At 63.1% G+C, this 17,938-nt stretch carries 22 protein-coding genes; 7 read left to right on the top strand and 15 right to left on the bottom strand.

From position 1 onward, the window contains the following. Positions 1–79 precede the first annotated feature (79 nt). Positions 80–1,333: a TIGR03862 family flavoprotein gene (locus ASG25_RS07300; protein ID WP_082480003.1), complete on the top strand. Its 1,254-nt coding sequence runs from the start codon at positions 80–82 to the stop codon at positions 1,331–1,333. A gap of 25 nt (positions 1,334–1,358) precedes the next feature. Here ASG25_RS07300 and ASG25_RS07295 read toward each other — a convergent pair whose 3' ends face one another. The 3 genes from ASG25_RS07295 to ASG25_RS22155 all read right to left on the bottom strand — a co-directional run bounded on the left by ASG25_RS07295 (position 1,359) and on the right by ASG25_RS22155 (position 2,068). Then, entirely contained in the window at positions 1,359–1,547 is a 189-nt protein-coding gene (locus tag ASG25_RS07295; RefSeq protein ID WP_062471285.1) for a hypothetical protein, read from the bottom strand. A gap of 104 nt (positions 1,548–1,651) precedes the next feature. Continuing rightward, the gene (locus tag ASG25_RS22160) at positions 1,652–1,810 is read right to left on the bottom strand and encodes a YqaE/Pmp3 family membrane protein (protein WP_082475596.1); all 159 of its coding nucleotides are present in this window, start codon (positions 1,808–1,810) and stop codon (positions 1,652–1,654) included. Positions 1,811–1,894: 84 nt separating this feature from the next. Continuing rightward, the gene (locus ASG25_RS22155; RefSeq protein ID WP_082475551.1) at positions 1,895–2,068 is read right to left on the bottom strand and encodes a DUF1328 domain-containing protein; all 174 of its coding nucleotides are present in this window, start codon (positions 2,066–2,068) and stop codon (positions 1,895–1,897) included. Between the two features lie 238 nt (positions 2,069–2,306). On the opposite strand from ASG25_RS22155, the gene ASG25_RS07290 reads away from it, so the two are divergent. The 5 genes from ASG25_RS07290 (at position 2,307) to ASG25_RS07275 (ending at position 6,493) form a co-directional block, all read left to right on the top strand. After that, positions 2,307–2,489, top strand: coding sequence for a hypothetical protein (locus ASG25_RS07290; RefSeq protein ID WP_062471283.1), 183 nt, complete (start codon positions 2,307–2,309; stop codon positions 2,487–2,489). 495 nt (positions 2,490–2,984) lie between these two features. After that, complete coding sequence (locus tag ASG25_RS07285; protein ID WP_062471281.1) at positions 2,985–4,295, top strand: NAD(P)/FAD-dependent oxidoreductase; 1,311 nt, start codon at positions 2,985–2,987, stop codon at positions 4,293–4,295. Positions 4,296–4,721: 426 nt separating this feature from the next. After that, a complete protein-coding gene (locus tag ASG25_RS23120; RefSeq protein WP_164490733.1) occupies positions 4,722–4,898 on the top strand; it encodes a hypothetical protein in 177 nt (58 codons plus the stop codon). Positions 4,899–5,005: 107 nt separating this feature from the next. Beyond that, entirely contained in the window at positions 5,006–5,614 is a 609-nt protein-coding gene (locus ASG25_RS07280) for a DUF922 domain-containing protein (RefSeq protein ID WP_082479956.1), read from the top strand. Positions 5,615–5,833: 219 nt separating this feature from the next. Beyond that, the gene (locus ASG25_RS07275) at positions 5,834–6,493 is read left to right on the top strand and encodes a peroxiredoxin (protein WP_062471275.1); all 660 of its coding nucleotides are present in this window, start codon (positions 5,834–5,836) and stop codon (positions 6,491–6,493) included. An 88-nt stretch (positions 6,494–6,581) separates the two neighbouring features. On the opposite strand, the gene ASG25_RS07270 is transcribed toward ASG25_RS07275, so the two are convergent. From ASG25_RS07270 to phnG, 11 genes are all read right to left on the bottom strand, one after another. Beyond that, positions 6,582–7,733, bottom strand: a complete 1,152-nt coding sequence (locus ASG25_RS07270; RefSeq protein ID WP_062471271.1) for an alpha-D-ribose 1-methylphosphonate 5-triphosphate diphosphatase — start codon at positions 7,731–7,733, stop codon at positions 6,582–6,584. Positions 7,734–7,824: 91 nt separating this feature from the next. Further along, positions 7,825–8,655 (bottom strand): phosphonate ABC transporter, permease protein PhnE, encoded by an 831-nt coding sequence (gene phnE / locus ASG25_RS07265; protein ID WP_082479955.1) that lies wholly within the window; start codon positions 8,653–8,655, stop codon positions 7,825–7,827. A gap of 96 nt (positions 8,656–8,751) precedes the next feature. Continuing rightward, positions 8,752–9,747 (bottom strand): phosphonate ABC transporter substrate-binding protein, encoded by a 996-nt coding sequence (phnD, locus tag ASG25_RS07260; RefSeq protein WP_062471268.1) that lies wholly within the window; start codon positions 9,745–9,747, stop codon positions 8,752–8,754. 50 nt (positions 9,748–9,797) lie between these two features. Further along, entirely contained in the window at positions 9,798–10,664 is an 867-nt protein-coding gene (gene phnC / locus ASG25_RS07255) for a phosphonate ABC transporter ATP-binding protein (protein ID WP_062471265.1), read from the bottom strand. Positions 10,665–10,774: 110 nt separating this feature from the next. Beyond that, positions 10,775–11,404, bottom strand: coding sequence for a DapH/DapD/GlmU-related protein (locus tag ASG25_RS07250; protein WP_062471261.1), 630 nt, complete (start codon positions 11,402–11,404; stop codon positions 10,775–10,777). Next, positions 11,404–12,138: a phosphonate C-P lyase system protein PhnL gene (phnL, locus tag ASG25_RS07245; RefSeq protein WP_244479327.1), complete on the bottom strand. Its 735-nt coding sequence runs from the start codon at positions 12,136–12,138 to the stop codon at positions 11,404–11,406. The genes ASG25_RS07250 and phnL overlap by 1 nt, the downstream gene beginning before the upstream one ends. 81 nt (positions 12,139–12,219) lie before the next feature. Continuing rightward, complete coding sequence (gene phnK / locus ASG25_RS07240) at positions 12,220–12,993, bottom strand: phosphonate C-P lyase system protein PhnK (protein ID WP_062471255.1); 774 nt, start codon at positions 12,991–12,993, stop codon at positions 12,220–12,222. After that, positions 12,990–13,889, bottom strand: a complete 900-nt coding sequence (locus ASG25_RS07235; protein ID WP_062471252.1) for an alpha-D-ribose 1-methylphosphonate 5-phosphate C-P-lyase PhnJ — start codon at positions 13,887–13,889, stop codon at positions 12,990–12,992. The genes phnK and ASG25_RS07235 overlap by 4 nt, the downstream gene beginning before the upstream one ends. After that, positions 13,886–14,989, bottom strand: a complete 1,104-nt coding sequence (locus ASG25_RS07230; RefSeq protein ID WP_062471249.1) for a carbon-phosphorus lyase complex subunit PhnI — start codon at positions 14,987–14,989, stop codon at positions 13,886–13,888. The genes ASG25_RS07235 and ASG25_RS07230 overlap by 4 nt, the downstream gene beginning before the upstream one ends. A 3-nt stretch (positions 14,990–14,992) precedes the next feature. Further along, positions 14,993–15,583, bottom strand: coding sequence for a phosphonate C-P lyase system protein PhnH (gene phnH / locus ASG25_RS07225; protein WP_062471242.1), 591 nt, complete (start codon positions 15,581–15,583; stop codon positions 14,993–14,995). Further along, positions 15,580–16,041: a phosphonate C-P lyase system protein PhnG gene (phnG, locus tag ASG25_RS07220; protein WP_062471218.1), complete on the bottom strand. Its 462-nt coding sequence runs from the start codon at positions 16,039–16,041 to the stop codon at positions 15,580–15,582. The genes phnH and phnG overlap by 4 nt, the downstream gene beginning before the upstream one ends. 111 nt (positions 16,042–16,152) lie before the next feature. On the opposite strand from phnG, the gene phnF reads away from it, so the two are divergent. Beyond that, on the top strand, positions 16,153–16,887 hold the full coding sequence (phnF, locus tag ASG25_RS07215) for a phosphonate metabolism transcriptional regulator PhnF (protein ID WP_062471214.1): 735 nt from the start codon (positions 16,153–16,155) through the stop codon (positions 16,885–16,887). Between the two features lie 81 nt (positions 16,888–16,968). Here phnF and ASG25_RS07210 read toward each other — a convergent pair whose 3' ends face one another. Continuing rightward, positions 16,969–17,814 carry a DeoR/GlpR family DNA-binding transcription regulator gene (locus ASG25_RS07210; protein WP_062471212.1) on the bottom strand — a complete coding sequence of 282 codons (846 nt, stop codon included), beginning with the start codon at positions 17,812–17,814 and terminating at the stop codon, positions 16,969–16,971. Positions 17,815–17,938: the final 124 nt, after the last annotated feature.

Here is a 17,938-nt window from a genome sequence, read left to right as displayed (position 1 = left end):
GGCGCGTGTCGTGCTGATCTGCCGTTCGGGATCGCCTGACATCTTGCCCCGCCATGCCCTTTGCCGCATGAACGAACGCATGACGAAAACGAGCAATATGGCAAAGACGATCGCGATCATTGGAGGCGGACCGGCCGGACTGGCGGCCGCCGAACTCCTCTCGGAAACACAGCATGGTGTCACGGTCTACGACGCCATGCCGACGATCGGCCGCAAGTTCCTCCTTGCTGGCAAGTCTGGCCTTAATCTGACCCATGCCGAACCATTCGAGGACTTCGCCGGTCGCTATGGCGCCGCCAGCGCGCACCTTCGGCCGGCTCTCGATGCCTTTACCCCGCAGGATATGCGGCATTGGGCGCAAGGTCTCGGCATCGAAACCTTCGTCGGATCTTCCGGGCGTGTGTTTCCCACGGCGATGAAGGCGTCGCCGCTGTTGCGGGCCTGGCGCCAGCGTCTGGAGATGCGCGGCGTTACCATCCGCACGCGCTGGCATTGGATCGGCTTCGGTGAAGGCGATGCCCTTCTCTTCGAAACGCCGGAGGGGACGCAAGCCATCGACAGCGATGCGACGCTGCTGGCGCTGGGCGGGGCAAGCTGGCCGCGGCTTGGTTCCGACGCGCGATGGGTGCCGATCCTCCAAGCCCGTGGCGTGACCGCCGTCCCGTTTCGTCCGGCCAATTGCGGCTTCGATGTTGCCTGGGGTGCAGACTTCGTCGAGCGCCATGCCGGAGCCCCGGTGAAGTCTGTCGCGGCGATGTCGGACGCGGGACGCAGCCAGGGGGAGTTCGTCATCACGCGGCATGGGATCGAGGGCAGCCTCGTCTACGGCCATGCGGCGGCGCTGCGCGACAGGCTGGCCGCCAACGGGCAGGCCGATTTTGTTCTCGATCTTGTGCCCGGGCGGTCCCTCGATGCATTAGCCTCCGCCTTGGACAAGGCACCGCGAAAGGCGAGCTTCAGCAACCGGCTTAGGAAAGCGGCTCGTATCGATGGCGTGAAGCTGGCATTGGTCCGCGAGGTCGTGCCCAACGCCGATCATTTGCCGGCAAAGGATCTTGCTTCCATGCTGAAAACGTTGCGTGTTCCTGTCTTGCGACCACGGCCGATTGAAGAAGCCATTTCATCTGCCGGAGGCATTCCGCTCGACGCGATCGGGCCGACAGGGATGCTTCGCGCTGCGCCCGGCATTTTTGTAGCGGGCGAAATGACCGACTGGGAAGCTCCGACGGGCGGTTACCTTCTGACAGCATGCATGGCGACCGGTCGACTTGCGGCGACCGGTCTTCTGGAATGGGTTTCTGGTTCGGAAACGAGACAGGCAATGGGCGGCTGACGTCGAACGTCAAGCGCGGTTTGGATCAGCGAAAAACCGGGGCCCGTGTCGCATTGGACAGCAATTCCTGCTCGGTCGCGAACTGGCCGAAGAGCCGGGTCAGCCGGATTTTTTCTTCCGGGCCAAGACGATATCGACAGCAGAAATCGTCCACGCTGCGTACACGCCGCAACGCACTATTCTCCACTTTGGCAACGTCGATATGCTCGCTCACGATCCATCCCTTTCAATTGACGCGTCGATAACTGGCCATGGCAGGTTTGGTTCCGCCACGGCTCAGCTTTTTCGACACGTCGAATTGAGGATGGATCTGGGATCCTACTTTTTCAGGATGACCCAGATAGCGTGAATGATTCCCGGGATATAGCCAAAGATCGTGAGAAGGATGTTCAGCCAGAAGTGAAGGCCGATACCCACCTGCAGAAACACGCCGACAGGCGGGAGGAGGATGGCGATGAGAATACGGACGACGTCCATGATGATCTCTTTTCTGAAAATGTTTTGCAAACAGATCGTGGCCGACGGATGGATGTTTCCATCGGCCCCTCTGCGAAAACCGATTTAGAGAACCGCGCTGCCTGCCATGAAGGCAAGAACGACGAAGATCAGGAAGATGACGACGGCGATGGCGAACAGGACGCGCGCGATTGTCGCGGTCGCAGCTGAGACGCCGGAGAAGCCAAGAAAGCCGGTGACGAGGGAAACGAGGAAGAAGATCAGCGCCCACTTGAGCATTGGTGATTCCTTTGAGTACGGGTTCGCTCGTTAACGCACCGGTCTGAAATTTGTTCCTTATGTAGATCAACCTTCCATGTGCTGCGCATGCACAGGTTCGACCTGAAACGGGCGCCATTCATCTGACGAATATCGGAGCGTCCATTTCCGTACCGTCTGCCACCGCATTAAAATAGTTGAATGACACTATCGGCCCTGGAGTGGAGAACGCTTGTCTTGTCAAAGACAGAGAGCCTCTATGACCGAAGAGAAGAAAAAGCGTCGTCCGAAAGCGGGGCCGGCGCTCGGGAACATCGACGAAACCAAAGTCGTGGCACAAGCCATTATCGACACGCAACTCAATGCCGCACGTGAGAAGACCGAGCGGTTAAAACAGCTCCGACTCCAACGCGAGGCCCAGCAGAACGACACGGCCGGCTGAAGCCGCCGCAGCGGTTCATCATTGCTTTCGGGTCTATCGGCCCGAGAGGCAAGGCAAGCCTTCAGGGCTGCAAACGACAGCCGGATCGCTGTCAGGCTTAACGGGTGATCGCTGGCCGGATGGGTGGGAAGCTCGGCTGCCATTTCGTTGGCCATAGGAAGAAAGCGGAAAAATCCCTATGTTCTTCATCTCCATCGTGTCCGCTTGACACGGCCTGCGATCTGCTTGGAGAAGTAACTGAACCTGCGTTGGTTCCGGCCTTATCCATTCTTTTTCCAGTCCATGTCACGCGGAGATCGGAGAGCGGAACCCGTGACGGGCATGGGCGGTCTTCGCAGCGAAACGGTGCACTTTGCACAACGAGATGTCGGGACCATGGATCGAGCGTTCCAAGGTCTCGATGAATGCCGTCCTATTCGTCTGCCCAATTCAGGCTTCATGTGAGAGGATGCCCATGGACGCCTTTTGCAACCTGCGTCATGGGAGCGCTCGATAATGAACGTGCTGGAAGAGGCGGACCTTGCCCGGGCGTTGCCGCGCCGCCGCGTCGTTATCATCGGCGCCGGCTTCGGTGGCCTGGCGTGTGCCGGAGCGCTCGGACATGCCGAGGTCGATGTGGTCGTGATCGATCGGCGCAACCACAATCTGTTTCAGCCGCTGCTCTACCAGGTTGCCACCGCGGCCTTGTCCCCGGCCGATATTGCGGAGCCGATCCGCAGAACGCTCGGACGCTATCGCAATATCCACATCATGCTCGCCGAAGCCCACGGCATCGATACGCAGACGAAGCGGGTGATGCTCAAGGATGGCAATGCGGTCGCCTACGACCAGCTCGTGATCGCTACCGGCTCGGAATACAATTATTTCGGACATGACGAGTGGCAGCGGTTTGCACCGGGTCTCAAGACCCTTCACGAAGCTCGCCGCATCCGTCACCGCCTGCTTCTGGCCTTCGAAAAGGCCGAGCAGACGAAAGATCCGGCGGAACGTCGCGCTCTGCTCACCAGCATCGTCGTCGGCGGTGGACCGACCGGCGTCGAGATGGCGGGCGCTATCTCCGAGCTCGGGCGCTCCATGGCGTCGCGCGACTTCCGCACCATTCCGTTGTCGGACCTCCGCGTCATCCTGGTGGAAGCGGGGCCGCGCATCCTGTCGGCGTTTCCCGAGCATCTCCAGACCTATGCCTTGGGTTATCTCGAGAAGATCGGTGTTGACGTCCGATTGGGTGCGCAGGTGTCCGATATAACCATGGAGGGTGCCGTGATCGCAGGGGAGATGGTGCCGGCGGGCAACATCGTCTGGGGCGCGGGCGTCAAGGCGTCGCCGGCTTCCCGCTGGCTCGGCCTGGAGGGCAAGGCGAACGGCCGCATCCCCGTCGACTCCAAACTGCGTGTCGAAGGGTACGAGGATATCTTCTCGCTCGGGGACACCTCGGTCCAATCCGGCGACAACGGCGCGCCTCTGCCGGCTTTGGCCCAGGTGGCAAAGCAGCAGGGTCACTATCTTGGAAAGCTTCTTGCCAAGATCGACACCATTGAAAACGCGAAGCCCTTTTACTTCAACAATCGCGGCAACACGGCCGTGATCGGCCGAAATGCCGCGATCTTTGATTTTGGTCGCTGGACGCTGAAAGGCTATCTCGCCTGGATCCTCTGGGCGATTGTCCATGTCTACCTTCTGGTCAATTTCGAAAAGCGGATGCTGGTCACGCTCCAGTGGATCTGGCGCTATCTAACCCGCCAGCGCGGCGCACGCCTGATCGACGAGAATGACAGGGAGGACGTGTTGCCTGCCGCAAGGCGCTGAGCCTCTGCGCCTCACCGCCGCGGGTGGATGGGAAGCCGGGTGCAGGTCTGCCGGCCGCGGAACCTTTAGCGTTTCGACTGGTTCGATGACCGACAGCCGATGCGCGGGGATCCATCCTGCCATCTTTTCATCCGGCTCCGTGCCGGCATGCCTGTCGCGACCGCGCCGGCTCCCCCCTGTCGCCGGTCCGGCCGCGACAGGCTCATCAAGGGCCCGCCTGCCGCGCAAAGCGCGCGCTGGCTGCGCCGAGCGTGAGGTCGATATGCCTGAGAACTATACATCCTTGCTGATCATGGTCGTCGTGCTTGTTGCCATCTGTGGAGTGATTGGCGCCTGGGCCCTGCGGAGCCGTCGACGCCATGCCCGCGTAGCGCCCGTCGGCCGTAAGGACCGCCCTGATACGACGCTTGAAGGGGGAAATGTGCAGTGACGGGCGATCGAAATCGAGAACCCTATCTGGCACCTTCCGCCGACTCGCCAAAGCAGGTCGAACACAAGTCGAAAGCGGGCAAGGGCATCATCATGTTCATAGCGGCCTTCGCTCTTGCGGCGTTTCTCATGTATCTGAGCATCCTGATCTATGCGAGCATCGTGCGGGTCTGATGGCCTGTCCGACCATCGCGGCCGCAAATTCATTCCGCTCCAGCCGGCGATGCGATAGGCTCGCAGGGAAATCAGAGGCGGGATGACGGGTGACGCGGAAGAACACGATGCACGGGACGATAGCAGGGGCCTGGATGGTGGCCGCAACGGCGGCTTCGACAGCCGCCTTTCCCCTGCCGGCCGACGCTGAGGTAAAGGCGACGGAGACGGTCGAAACCTACGGGATCACCGGCAAAACCGGCGCTGAACTCTATGCTTCAATCGGCGAACGCGGACCTCTGCTCGGCGCTAGTCGGGTCATCGCGCATACACGGTTCAAGCTGACCTGGCGCCGGAATTATCAGACGGAGGGCAATGACTGCGTTCTCGTCTCGGCTGTTCCGCGCCTCATCATCACGACCACGCTGCCGAAACCGACCGCCAGCCTTCCTCCGCCCGTGCGGGCCAGCTGGAAGACGTTCATCGACGGCGTTCGCCGGCACGAAGCTGTGCATGGTCGATATGTTCGCGATCTCGTTGCAAAGATCGAGACCGCAACCATCGGGCTTCGCCAGTCCGAAGATCCCGGCTGCACGAAGATCAAGACGGAAATGACCCGTCGCCTCGGTGCGCTTTCCGATGAACGGCGTGATCTCGACCGTGCGTTCGACCGTGCGGAGTTCACGGAGGGCGGCGCGGTTCACGCGCTCATCCTCGCTCTCGTCAATGTTCCGTGACCGATAGGCAATGGTCGAAAAGGCCAGGCAGATGCCGCCGAGCTTGCACTCGTGAGAGGCTCCAGAGACGGCGCTTTACGGCGTCAAGACATGTCATTTGTTTTTCGATCAACGCAGGGAGAAAATTTGACGGCCTGCGCGTGGGCGCGATGCCGACGCAACCTTGAACGACGGGCGCGATGATGCCACTTTCCGGCAACCCGAAAAGAGGACCGATCCATGAGCCTGCGCATCAACGATATCGCCCCCGATTTTACCGCAGAAACCAGCCAGGGAACGATCTCGTTCCACGATTGGATCGGCAATGGATGGGGCGTCCTGTTCTCGCATCCGAAGAATTTCACCCCGGTCTGCACGACCGAACTCGGCGCCATGGCCGGCCTCCAGGACGAATTCGCCAAGCGTGGCGTAAAGGTCATCGGCATCTCGGTCGACCCGGTCGAAAGCCATGAGCGCTGGAAGAACGATATCCGCACGGCGACCGGCTACGAGGTCGACTACCCCCTGATCGGCGACAAGGATTTGGCCGTCGCAAAGCTCTACGACATGCTGCCGGCCGGTGCCGGTGAAAGTTCGGAGGGCCGCACGCCTGCCGACAATGCCACGGTTCGCTCGGTCTTCGTGATCGGGCCGGACAAGAAGATAAAGCTGATCCTGACCTATCCCATGACGACCGGTCGCAACTTCGACGAGATCCTGCGCGCGATCGACTCGATTCAGCTGACGGCAAAGCATCAGGTGGCCACGCCCGCGAACTGGAAGCAGGGCGACGATGTCATCATCACTGCGGCCGTTTCCAACGAGGATGCGATCGCCCGTTTCGGCAGTTTTGATACTGTCCTGCCCTACCTGCGCAAGACCAAGCAGCCAACGGCCTAAGTCTGACAGCTGGGCCTGTGTCCGACAGCCGGCCCTGTGACCTCGATCGGATGTGCCTGCCGCGGATATGCGCGGCCGGCGCATATCCTCAGGCGACGCGCGCGCCGGCGCGCCAGACGCCAGCGACAAGCGGCGGCGAACCGGGCTCCGACCGCACCCGTAGGAGATCGGCGCGCAAGCCCGTCTCGATCCGGCCGCGATCGGCCAGACCGGCCGCCTTTGCCGGATTGGCCGTGATCATCCTGACAGCATGCGGCAGGTTCGTCTGTCCGCGCTCGGCCAGCAGGAAGGCTGCCTGGAGCAGGCTGAACGGCACGTAGTCCGACGACAGGATATCGAGCGCATCGCGCTCCAGAAGGTCGAGCGCCGACACATTTCCGGAATGAGACCCGCCACGCACGACGTTCGGGGCCCCCATCAGAACCTGTAGGCGGGCGGACTTGGACAACGTTGCGGCCTCGATCGTTGTCGGGAACTCGGCAAGAGCGATTCCGAGATCAACACTCTCGCGCACATGCGCCGCCGTTGCATCATCATGCGAGGCGATCGGGATGCCGGCTGCGTGGCAGCGTGCTGCGAGCGCCAGGCGGTTGCGGTCCGCATTCTCCAGGGACTGGGCGATCCGTCGCGCGCTGAACGCCTCGAAATCCGCGTCGGAGATCTTTTTCTTCCCCTGATAGTAGATTCGATAGGCCTCCAGACTCACGAACTGGCGCTGCCCCGGCGCATGATCCATCAACGACGCCAGCCGCACCCGATCATTGCGCTTCATGGCATCGAACTGCTCGACCACATCCGGCATGGAAACTTCGCAGCGCAGGTGAATGAAGTGCTCGGCGCGCAGGCGGTTCGCGGCCGTGGCGAATGAGATCATTTCCGCCATTTCCGCCATATCCCCGGCACCGAGCTCCGTATCGCCATCGAGCCCGACGCGCAGTGCGTCGAACACCGTGGTGATGCCCGCCGTGGCAATCTGCCCGTCATGCGCCTGCAAGGCGGCGGCAAGGTTCCAGCGCACCTTCGGCCGCGGCTGGAGATGGGTTTCCAGGTGATCCGTGTGCAGTTCGACGCATCCGGGCATCAGGTAGTCGCCCTCGAGGTCGATCCCGTTTGCCGTCTGGTGCGCCGTTGCCGTGGTGGAGATATCCGCGATCACGCCGTTGCGCACGACGACGGTGCCCTCAACGATCTCGGTCGGAAGGATGATGGCGCAGCGGGTGAAGATCTGTTCGTGGGTCATGGTCTGCCGTTCCGCAGCCTGGCTGCAGTTTTCGGGTGGGAGAGAAGTGTGGCGTGGAGAGACGTCGGCGCGCGGTCTCGTGCGGTCGCCGTCAGATAACGACCTTGCGCAATTGCTGGGACAGAATATCCATCAGCGTCACGGTGGCGACCACGATGATGAGAATGGCGGATGCCTGCGGATAGTAGAAGCCGCGAATGCTTTCGAACAGGATCTGTCCGATGCCTCCCGCGCCGATCAGGCCAAGTACGGTGGCAGAGCGGATGTTGGATTCCAGCCGATAGAGCGAGAAGGAGATCCAGAGCGGCAGGACCTGCGGGATGACACCGAAGACGACCTGCTGGAGGCGGGACGCGCCGGTGGTCCGGATCGCCTCCACCGGCCGCGGATCGATCGCCTCCACCGCCTCGGAAAACAGCTTGGCCAGAATGCCCGTCGTATGCACGAACAGCGCCATCACGCCTGCGAACGGCCCAAGACCAACCGCGACGACGAAGAGCACGGCGAACACGATCTCGTGGATGGCTCGAAACAGATCCATCAGCCTGCGGACCGGATGAACGACCCACGTCGGCGCCATGTTGTGCGCCGAGAGAATGCCGAAGGGAACGGAGAGGAGAACGGCAAGGAAGGTGCCCCAGAGCGCAATCTGGATCGTGACAAGCATCTCGTTGAGATAGGAGAGCCACTCCTTGAAGTCGGGCTTGAGAAAATCCTTGGCATACGACGCCATGTTGCCAGCGTCCGAAAAGAGATAGGTCCAGCGCCCCATCTCGGCCGGTCCCCAGCTGGCTGCCAGCGCACCGGCGAAGACGAGCGCGACAAGCCAGCCGCGTTTGCTGCCGCGCGCAGCCTTCGCGCTGGTCTGCCCTATCGCCAGGCGGGCGTCGGTGAGACCTGTGGTGGCGATGACGTCGGTCATGGGCGTCGTCCTTGTGGATCGCAGGCAGAAGTTCGCAGGGCGGATGGCGAGTGGGCGAACCGGAGCGGGCGGTGTTGCCCGCTCCGGTTCTTATGCTCAGCCGTTGGAGGCGGTGCCGAGTTCGGCTTCGAACTTGGCCTTCTGCTCCGTCAGAGGCTTGATCTTTTCGGCCTTGGCATCAGCCGACAGCGACGTGTCGGCGTCGATCTTGGCGATGGACTTCGAGAGTTCCATGACCCGGATCGGCAGGAGCTGCTTGTCGGTCGAGGCCTTGAATGGTGCCCACTTCAGGCCGGCAAGAACCTCCTTTTCATGGGCGATGTCGCCCTTGGAGTTGGCAGTGCCATAGGCCAGAAAGAAATCGCGCAGCTTGGTCTTGGTTTCTTCCGGCAGATCCTTGCGCCAGACGATCGGGTCGGACGGGATCAGCGGCGAGCGCCAGATTTCGCGAATGTTGGAGAAAGCATCCGGCTTGTTCTGCTCGATCAGCGCCATGTTCTCGGTATTGTTGGCCGCTGCATCGACCTGCTTCATGGCAACCGCCATGGCATTCGTCTCGTGGTTGGCGTTGGTGACTGTCTTGAAGCAATTCTTCGGGTCGATGCCGCGGGCGCCGAAGACAAAGGTCATGGGCACGAGATAGCCGGAGGTTGAATTCGGGTCACCCAGACCGAAGCTCTTGGTTTTGTCGCAGGTCAGAAGCTCGTCGACCGTCTGGATCGGGCTATCCTTGGGGACGATGATGACCGACCAGTAGCCTGGGTCGCCATTCTTGGCGACACTCTGCACGAACACCTCGCCCTCGGCGCGATCGACGGCTTCCATGGCCGACTTGTTGCCGTACCAGGCAACCTGCACCTTGTTGAAGCGCATGCCTTCGATGATGCCGGCGTAGTCCGAGGCGAAGAAGGGCTTCACGTCGAGACCGGTCTTGGTCTTGAGGTCGGCCAGCAGCGGCTCCCAGTTTGCCTTCAGGTTCTGTTGGGATTCGGTGGAAATGATGCCGAAGTTGATGGTCTCGGCTGCAAACGCCTGCTGGCTCAGTGTCGCGGCGAGCGAAAGCGCCGCAATGCTCTTGATGATCGCGTTCATGGTGGTCTCCGGTTGGTCCGTTAACAGGGGGTCGGGTGGTGATCGGGTGATCAGACGGTGGCGAGCACTGTCTGACGTTTATGAGGCTCGGCGCCGAGCGGCGCCGCGGGGTCCGGCGGGTTGCCGGGGGCTGCTTCCGGAAGAACGAGCTCCTCCGATGCCGCGCCGTAAAGCTCGGCCAGGAAATCATTGGAAAGGGCCGTGGACGGGCCGTCATAGACGATGGCGCCGTCGCGCATGGCGATCGTGCGGCGACAATAGCGTCGCGCATACTCAACCTGATGAAGCGAAACGAGCACGGTGATGCCGTCTTCGCGGCAGATGTCGGCCAGCAAGTCCATCACTCGGCGTGCTGCCGAGGGATCGAGCGCCGAGATCGGCTCGTCGGCAATCAGAATGCGTGCTTCCTGGACAAGGGTGCGGGCGATCGCCGCACGCTGCTGCTGGCCGCCGGAGAGGGTCGAGGCGCGTTGCGCCGCAACCTGGGGGATCCCGACGCGGGTCAGGGCCGTATGCGCTTTCGTCTTCTCCCCGGCGTTGAAGAGGCCGAGCGTGCCCCTCCAGCGCGGGACGCGGCCAAGATGGCCGATCAACACGTTGGTAAGCACCGAAAGGCGTCCGACGAGATTGAACTGCTGGAAGATCACCGCCACGCGGCCGCGCGCCGCTTCGCGATTCATGCGCCCGCCGGCCTGCGACACCGCGCCGAGGATCTCGACACGGCCGCCATCTCCGTCGCCGATCTCAAGGCCGGCAATATGACGGATGAGAGTGCTCTTGCCGGACCCGGAGGCGCCGATCAGCGCCACCATCTCGCCTTGCTCCAGCATAAGGCTGACGCTGTTCAACGCCCGGGTCTCGCCATAGCGCTTGGAGAGATTGGTCACGGAAAGCGCAAGGGGTGTAATCTCGGTCATGGTTTGATCCCGGACAGCAGCTTGAAAGCCGACCTCAGGCCGGCTGCACGTCCAGGGACTGTGAGCGGCAAGCGGTGATGGTTGCGTGACGGTTACATGAAACTTTTGCGTCAGTGTCCGATGTCGGAAGCGTAGCGCGCAAGGAACGCTTCGCCGGTCAACATGCGGAAATCTTCAAGGGCGGCGAACAGTCTGTCATGCGGCCAGTCCCACCAGGCCAGCCGGTCCATGGCTTCGGCCGTCGCGCGGGAAAAGCGGTCGCGGATCAGTCGGGCCGGCACGCCGCCGACCACCGTGTAGGGGGCCACATCGCGGGAAACCACGGCGCCTGCGCCGATGACGGCACCGTTTCCGACCGTCACGCCCGGCAGGACCGTCGCGCCATGGCCGATCCAGACATCGTGCCCTATGGTGACCCGCCTTGCCCGCCGCGCGGCAAAGAAGTCCGCCTCGTCTGCGGCACCGTCGAAATAGTCGCCGGCCCTATAGGTGAAATGGTGGAGCGTGGCGCGCTCCATCGGATGGTTGGTCGCGTTCAGCCGCACGGTAGAGGCGATGTTGACGAACTTTCCGACGGTTGCGCACCATAGCGCGCAGTCCTCCATCACGTAGGAGTAATCGCCGAGATCGACCTCGCCGAGGCGCGACCTTTCGGCAATCTCGACATAGCGGCCGAGACGACAGTCGGTGACCGTCGCGGTGTCGTGGATTGCAGGGACATGTTCGCGGAGCTTGGGCATCACACGGCCTTCCGAGCGGAGAATGCGGCGACGTCGATCGTGCGGGTTGCCACGGCGTCGCGCACCGGCTGGTCGTGGAAAATGCCCAGAACCGCGGTGCCCCGGGCAAGCTTCTCGCGGATCATTGCGGTGACCACGTCGCGGTTCTCCGCATCGAGCGAGGCCGTCGGCTCGTCGAGAAGAAGCACGGGATGATCGGTGATGAAGCCGCGGGCGATATTGACGCGCTGCTTCTCGCCGCCGGAGAACGTGGCAGGGGGAAGTCCGTGCAGCGTTTCCGGCAGGTTCAGGCGGGTCAGCAGGTCGCGGGCGCGCAAAAGCGCGTCTGCCCGATCGACACCGCGGGCGACAAGCGGCTCGGCCACGATCTCCACGGCGGAGACGCGCGGCACGGCGCGCAGGAACTGGCTGACATAGCCGATGCCGTCATGCCGGATGGCGAGCACAAGGCGTGGGTCGCCGGCTCCGAGATCGCGGATCTCGCCGGTCGAAGGATCTCGCATAAGGACGGAACCGGCATCGATGGCGTAGTTGCCATAGACCATCCGCAGGATGGACGACTTGCCAACGCCCGAAGGGCCACCGAGAACGACGCATTCGCCGGGGAAGAGATCGAAGCGGACATTCGCGACCACGGGCAGCACGACGCCGTCCCGCAGATGCATGACAAAAGACTTTGCGACGTCGCGCACGCTGAGCAGCGCACCCTCCGGCATGGAAGGTTGGCGAGGCATGGAAGGTTGGCGAGACCCGGAGGGGGGCGACACGGCGGAGGATAGGGACACGGGCAGACTCCGGCTCAGAGGTGTTGGGGTTCAGGACTCAGGGATCGAAGCGACGAGAAGCTGGGTGTAGGCATGGCGCGGATCGTCCAGCACCCGGTCCGTCAGCCCGGCCTCGACGATGTGCCCGCCCTTCATCACGATCATGCGTTGCGACAGGAGACGCGCGACCGCGAGATCATGGGTGACGATGACGACGGCAAGCGACAGGTCGGTGACGAGGCCGCGCAGAAGGTCGAGCACGCGCGCCTGCACGGACACGTCGAGGCCCCCGGTCGGCTCGTCCATGAAGATCAAACGGGGATGCGTGACGAGGTTGCGGGCAATCTGCAGGCGCTGTCGCATGCCGCCGGAAAAGGCGATCGGCTGGTCGTCGATCCGCACTGTGGGGATCTCGACGCGCGAAAGCCAGTCGCCGGCCGTACGGCGGATATCGCCGTAGTGACGTGCACCGACGGCCATCAGCCGCTCGCCGACATTGGCGCCGGCCGACACCCGCATCCGCAGCCCGTCGGCCGGGTTCTGGTGGACGAAGCCCCAGTCGGTGCGCATCAGGAACCGGCGCTCGGCTTCGGAAAGTTCCGCAAGGTCGGGAAAGCGACCATCGCGCAGCCTGTAGCGGATTTCACCGGCCGAGCGTTCGAGCCTGCCGGAAATGCAGTTGAGCAGCGTCGTCTTGCCGGAGCCGGACTCGCCCACGATGGCCACGACTTCGCCGGGCCAGACATCGAAGGCGATGTCCGTGCAGCCGACGAAGGATCCATAGCGCTTTTCAAGGCCGCGGACAGAGAGAATGGGATCGGTCATCGCGCGCTCTCCCGGTCTGATGCAGCATGAGGTCCGAGCTGGGGCAAGCCGGGGCCTCTGTGGCCGTCCGCCTGCCGGGTCTCGCAGTGATCGGTGTCCGAGCAGACGAACATGCGTCCGCCTCGGTCGTCGGTGACCACCTCGTCCATGTAGACGCCGGTCGCGTTGCAGAGCGCGCAGGGACGGCTGAACCTTTGAACGGTGAACGGATGATCCTCGAAATCGAGGCTCGCTACCTCGGTGAAAGGCGGCAGCGCATAGATGCGCTTTTCGCGTCCCGCGCCGAAGAGCTGCAGCGCCGGCGAACGACCGAGCTTTGGATTGTCGAATTTCGGGATGGGGGAGGGGTCCATAACATAGCGGTCCTCGACCTTCACCGGATAGGCATAGGTCGTGGCGATGTGACCGTGCTGCGCGATATCTTCATAGAGTTTCACATGAACGAGGCCGTATTCCTCTAGTCCGTGCATCACCCGCGTTTCCGTTTCCCGCGGTTCTAGAAAGCGCAGCGGTTCGGGGATGGGAACCTGGAAAACGAGGGTCTGGTGCGCCTGGAGCCGCTCTTCCGGGATGCGGTGCCGGGTCTGGATGATCGTGGCGTCCGCCGTCTTCGTCGTCGTCGCCACATTCGCGGTCTTGGCGAAGAAAGCGCGGATCGAGACGGCATTGGTCGTGTCGTCGGCGCCCTGGTCGATCACCTTGAGAACGTCGTCCGGCCCGAGAATGGCGGCCGTCACCTGCACGCCGCCCGTGCCCCAGCCATAGGGCATCGGCATTTCACGGGAGGCGAACGGCACCTGATAGCCGGGGATGGCGATGCCTTTCAGGATCGCGCGGCGGATCATGCGCTTGGTCTGCTCGTCCAGATAGGCGAAGTTGTAGGTGGGCAGGGTCATTCCGCGGCCTCCTGTCGGTCCGTCTCTGCGGTCGTCTTCGCGGCATGTTCCCGCCGCAGCATGCGCAGCAGGTCGAGTTCGGCTTGGAAATCCACGTAATGCGGTAGCTTCAGATGCTCGACAAAGCCGGTCGCTTCGACATTGTCGCAGTGCGAAAGAACGAATTCCTCGTCCTGTGCCGGCGCCACGCGGTTCTCGTCGAACTCGTCTGCGCGCAGCGCCCGGTCAACAAGACTCATTGCCATGGCCTTGCGTTCCGACTGGCCAAACACCAGACCATAGCCGCGCGTGAAGCGCGGGCCGTTCTCGCCGCCGCCCTTGAACTGCGACACCATCTGGCATTCCGTCACGCGGATCGCCCCGATGTTGACGGCAAAGCCGAGCTCGGGCAGGTCGATCTCCAGATCGACGAGGCCGATGCGCACTTCCCCGACAAAGGGATGCGTGCGCCCGTAGCCGCGCTGTGTCGAATAGCCGAGCGACAGAAGAAACCCTTCGTCGCCGCGTGCCAGCGCCTGAAGTCTCAGGTCGCGACCGGCGGGAAAGCCGGTCGGATCGCGGGTCAGATCGCCGGGTTCGACATCCGACGCGACATCCGGCTCGATCAGGCCTTCGTCGTTCAGGATATCCGTTACCCGGGGATAGGCAGCATCGCCGGCCATTTCGCGAAGCGCACCGGGTGCGACGGGATGGTCGCCGGCCATGTCCGGGTCGATCAGGCGATGGGTGTAGTCGAAGGTCGGTCCGAGCAGCTGTCCGCCCGGAATGTCCTTGTAGGTGGCCGAAACGCGTCGTTCGATCCGCATGGCCGCCGTTTCCACCGGACGCGTCGCACCAAAGCGGGGCAGCGTGGTGCGGTAGGCACGGATGAGGAAGATCGCCTCGATCAGGTCGCCGCGCGATTGGCGGACGGCCATGGCGGCCAGGTCCGGATCATACAGCGACCCCTCGGCCATGACGCGATCCACGGCGAGCGAAAGCTGGCCGGCGACCTGTTCCAGAGAGAGCGCGGGAACGGAGCGATCCCCGCGGCGTCGGTCGGCCAGCAGCCGGTGCGCCTTTTCGATAGCGGCTTCCCCGCCCTTGACGGCAACATACATGGCTCAGACCTCTTCGATGCGTGTGGTGCGGGGCAGGGCCAGCGCCTCGCCGCCCGCGACGAGGACGAGATCGAAACCGAGCGGAAAGCCGGCACGGTTGGCGGCCATGACATCGGCAAAGCCCCTCGGCAGACCCTGCGGCGCAATCTCACGCGTCGTCTCGATGCCCGGCCCCTTGAGAATGAGGCTTTGGCCGCCACGCAGGCCAGCGACCGGCAGCAGCAGCGATGCCGAGCGATCCGGATACTCGGCGGTGCCGCGCGCAAAACGGTTCCAGGCAGCGGCGTCACCGGCATCGGAAAGGTGAGCGAAGCGGGCAGATGGAGCGTCGCGGGTAACAGTCGCGCCGGTGTGAAAGCCAACCCAGGCTTGAGCATCCGGCATGTGCGTCTCAAAGAACACCGGCGTGTCCTGATCAGCGAGCGCGAGCAGAAACGCGCCCGCAGCCGGCGACATGGGAACGGGGGGAACCGCAAGGCCGGAGAGGTCGGCGATGCTGCCCGGGCGCGCAAAGGCATCCATCAGCGCCCGAAAGGCGTGCTGTGACCCGAACACGGGTTCGGCGAAACCGCCATCGACAAAGGCAAGGCTCATCGATCTTCTCCCCGAACCAGCGTGAAAAAGTCGACGCGCGTTGCTTCCGTTTCTTCCGCGCGCCGCTGGCGGGCAGCGGTCTCGAGCAAAAGCGCCGGCGCTACGACATCCGCTTCGATCACGGGCTGCCATTCCGTACGCTGCCCGAGCGCATCGAGATGGGCGACCATGCGCGCCTTCTCCAGGTCCCGGCCGAGAAGGATGGCGTGGCCGACCTCGCCGCTGTCGAGCTTGACGGTTGCCCGCGTTACACTCGCTTCGCCGAGATTGAAGGGTGCCCCGCCGCCGCCGATCCGCCCGCGGACCATCACCGCACCGATTTCCGGACCGCGCACAGGGATTGCCCGTGGTGCGGCCGCTGCGATCGTGCCGTAGCGCTCGGAAAGCAGCTGGGCCGGCATGGATGCCATGGCGTCGAGGGAGCGTTTGCGGCCCGGCTTTTTATCAGCTCTACTCATTCTCAATCCTATTTGTCTATTTGTATAGACAACCAATCTCAAAGCGACTTATAACCCGAAAACCATGACGCCGCTGTGACAAGCGGCGTGGCTGTGCGGGAAGGAAATGCCATGGATAGGCAGGATGATGGCGTTTCACGCTGGCGGCGCGTGGCGGACGGAATCCGCGCTTCGATCACGTCGGGCGCGGTGACCGCGCGTCTGCCCCCGGAGACGGACCTGGCAGCGGACTACGGCGTCAATCGCCATACAGTGCGTCGCGCCATCGCGGCTTTGGCGGCGGAGGGGGTCGTGCGGGCCGAACGTGGCCGCGGAACCTTCGTCAATCCCGTCGAGCCGCGGATCTCCTATCCGATCGGCACGCGGGCGCGGTTCTCCGAGAACATGATGCGGCAGTCGTTGGAACCCTCGGGGCGTCTCGTCGGGTCGCAGAAAGTGGTGGCGGATATGGTCATGGCACGGCTGCTCGGGCTCGCCCCCGGCGCTCCGCTCCACCGGCTGGATCATATGGCCGTGGTGGATGGCGTGCCTCTGTCGCGCTCCACCTCCCATTTCTCCGCCGCGCGCTTCCCCGGCATCATCGCCGCCTATGCACAGGAAGGCTCGATCACCCAGGCCCTTCAGCGTTGCGGTCTTTCGGATTATCGCCGGCGCGAGACGCGTCTGACGGCCGAACGGATCGCTGCGACGGATGCCGATGCGCTGTCCTGCGCCGCCGATGCCATCGTGCTCGTTGCCAATGCTGTCGACGTGGACCTGGAAGGTCGGCCTGTGCAGGCGATCCGCACCCGCTTCCTCGCAGATCGCATGGAACTCGTCTTTTCCAACCCGGAAAGCGCTCGCTAGACCTTTTCTGTAAAAAAGGGGCGCCGCAGGATCGAACGCCGAAACGCGTTCCGTCGGTTGTGAATGCTCTGGGCGAAACCGCTATCGCGCGGCCTTTGGCCGATCCACGGGCGCGATCATCAGGTTGATGCCCTTGGAGCGCATGCGCTCCAGATGTTCGGGCGCGATGTTGTCGTCGACGATCACGAGATCGAACTCGGTGAGCGCGGCGAAGGAGTAAAGTGCCCGACGCTCGAATTTCGTGTGGTCCGCCAGAAGGATCCGCATGGCGGCGCTGTCGAACATAGCCCGCTTGGTTTCCACCATTTCCGGCGATTGGTGAAAGGCGACATCGTCGAGAATGGCCGACATCGACATGAACACGGTATCGGCACGCAGTTTTTCGATTTCGCGAATGGTCATGCGCCCCATGAAGGCGTTGCACCAGTTGTAGAACTGCCCGCCGAGCCCAAGCAACGTGACGTCCGGCACGGCCTTCAGCTCGTTCATGAGATTGAGGGAGTTCGTGATGACCGTCAGCGGCACTTTTTCGGGCAGGTGATGAGCCATCTGCAGCACGGTCGTGCTGTCATCGAAGAAGATCGCCTGGCCCGGCTCGATGAAGGTCATCGCGGCCTGGGCGATCGCAGCCTTCTCGCGGGCCTGGCGGCTCGAGCGGTAGACGTCACTGGATTCGATCAAGCTCGTCGGGGCGGCGGTCACGATGCCACGTGTCTTGCGGAACAGGCCGCGGCTGACGAGTTCATCGACATCCCGGTGCGCCGTCATCAGGCTGATGCCGAAACGGTCGGTCAGATCCTCGATCCTCATCGACCCCTCGGCCATGACCGCCTCGGCGATCAGCTGGCGACGCACGATCTGGCGGGCATGGCGACTGTCGCTTGGAAGCTCGGACATGAACGGACCGGCGATTGTCTTGCTCGTCATGCCATTGCCCCCTCTGGTCGTGGTTGCCAAGCGCGCGGCGGCGCCGTTGCTGTGTGCGTCCTAGCGCGGGAAACTTTCAACGGAAAGCCCGTTCGCAAGCTGGGGGCGAGTGGGCGAAGCAGCG

Source organism: Rhizobium sp. Leaf384, from assembly GCF_001424065.1.
GTDB lineage: Bacteria > Pseudomonadota > Alphaproteobacteria > Rhizobiales > Rhizobiaceae > Ferranicluibacter.
This window is presented reverse-complemented; position numbering and strand designations above follow the sequence as displayed.